Origin of the sequence: Mycobacterium sp. (genome assembly GCF_049281135.1) — a bacterium.
Lineage (GTDB): Bacteria > Actinomycetota > Actinomycetes > Mycobacteriales > Mycobacteriaceae > Mycobacterium.
The window spans coordinates 1-1843 of sequence record NZ_JBAPRN010000102.1 but is presented as its reverse complement, the minus strand read 5'-3'; the positions used below and the strand labels follow the sequence as shown (position 1 = coordinate 1843).

General features: G+C 66.4%; 1 protein-coding gene. It reads left to right on the top strand.

Translation table 11 applies throughout. The features are described 5' to 3' along the window. Nucleotides 1–81: 81 nt before the first annotated feature. Nucleotides 82–1843: alpha-1,4-glucan--maltose-1-phosphate maltosyltransferase (locus WAN02_RS04210; RefSeq protein ID WP_422262922.1), on the top strand; the 1762-nt coding region annotated here is incomplete at its 3' end.

Genomic DNA, 1843 nt, shown 5'->3' with positions numbered 1-1843 from the left:
AGTGGTTATCGAAGACGTGCAGGTGGCGGAGTCGACGGCGCCCAGGACGACAACCGACTAGCGACTCGCAAAGGAGTAGCAGTGCCCGGTCGTGTCGAGATCGATGACGTCGCGCCCGTCGTGTCATGCGGCGCCTACCCGGCAAAAGCCGTCGTCGACGAGGTGATCCCGGTACGCGCGTCGGTATGGCGCGAGGGCCACGACGCGGTGGCGGCCACGCTGGTGGTGCGTTACCTGGGTCCGCGTTATCCGCAGGTGGGTGAAACCCGCCGACTCAAGGCGGTGCAGGCTCCCGCACTGGCCGAACCCGCCGCCGACCCGGTGGTGAAGGTCAAGCCGCTGCATGTCCCGATGGCTCCCGACGGCCTCGAGCCTTTCGTCTTCCACGGCGTGTTCACGCCCGACCGCATCGGGTTGTGGACCTACCGGGTGGATGGCTGGGGCGACCCGATTCACACCTGGCGGCACGCCGTCGAAGCCAAGCTGGACGCCGGCCAAGGCGAAAGCGAACTATCCAACGACCTGCTGGTCGGCGCGCAACTGCTCAAACGCGCCGCCACCGGCGTTCCGCGTAGCAGCCGCGAACCGTTGCTGGCCGCCGCGAAGGCGCTGCAAGCACCCGGTGATCCGGTGTCGCGCGCCGCGCTGGCGCTGAGCGCCGACATCGACGAACTCCTGACCCAATTTCCGCTGCGCGAACTGGTGACCCGCGGCGAGCAGTACGGGGTGTGGGTGGACCGGCCGCTGGCCCGCTTCGGATCCTGGTACGAAATGTTCCCCCGTTCGACCGGCGGCTGGGACGCCGACGGGCATCCCGTGCATGGCACCTTCGCCACCGCGACGGCGGCGCTCCCGCGGATCGCGCAGATGGGCTTCGACGTCGTGTACCTGCCGCCGATCCACCCGATCGGCAGGATTCACCGCAAGGGCCGCAACAACACCGCGGCGGCCGCACCCGGTGACGTCGGATCGCCGTGGGCGATCGGCAGCGACGAGGGTGGCCACGACGCGGTGCATCCGCAGCTGGGCACGATCGCCGACTTCGACAGGTTCGTCGCCGCGGTCGAGGATCTGGGCATGGAGGTGGCCCTCGACTTGGCTCTGCAATGCGCGCCCGATCACCCGTGGGCCAAGCACCACCGCGAATGGTTCACCGAATTGCCGGACGGCACAATCGCCTACGCGGAGAACCCGCCGAAGAAATACCAGGACATCTACCCGATCAACTTCGACAATGATCCGGCCGGCCTCTACGACGAAGTGCTGCGCGTTGTGCGGTACTGGATGGACCACGGCGTGAAGGTCTTTCGCGTCGACAACCCGCACACCAAGCCGCCCAACTTCTGGGCCTGGTTGATCGCCCAGGCCAAAGCCGCCGATCCAGATGTGCTGTTTCTGTCCGAGGCGTTCACCCCGCCGGCCCGCCAGTACGGACTCGCCAAGCTGGGATTCACCCAGTCCTACACCTACTTCACTTGGCGCACATCCAAGTGGGACCTCACCGAATTCGGGCAGCAGATACCGGAAATCGCGGACTACCGACGTCCCAATCTGTTCGTCAACACCCCAGACATCTTGCATGCGAGTTTGCAGCACAACGGGCCGGGCATGTTCGCCATTCGTGCGGTGCTGGCGGCGACCATGAGCCCCACCTGGGGGGTGTACTCCGGTTACGAACTCTTCGAGGGCCGTGCCGTCGCCGAAGGCAGCGAGGAGTACCTCGACTCCGAGAAGTACGAACTACGCCCACGCGACTTCGCCGGCGCGCTGGCTGCCGGGCGATCGTTGGAGCCATTCATCGCACGGTTGAACAGCATTCGTCGACTGCACCCCGCACTCGAGC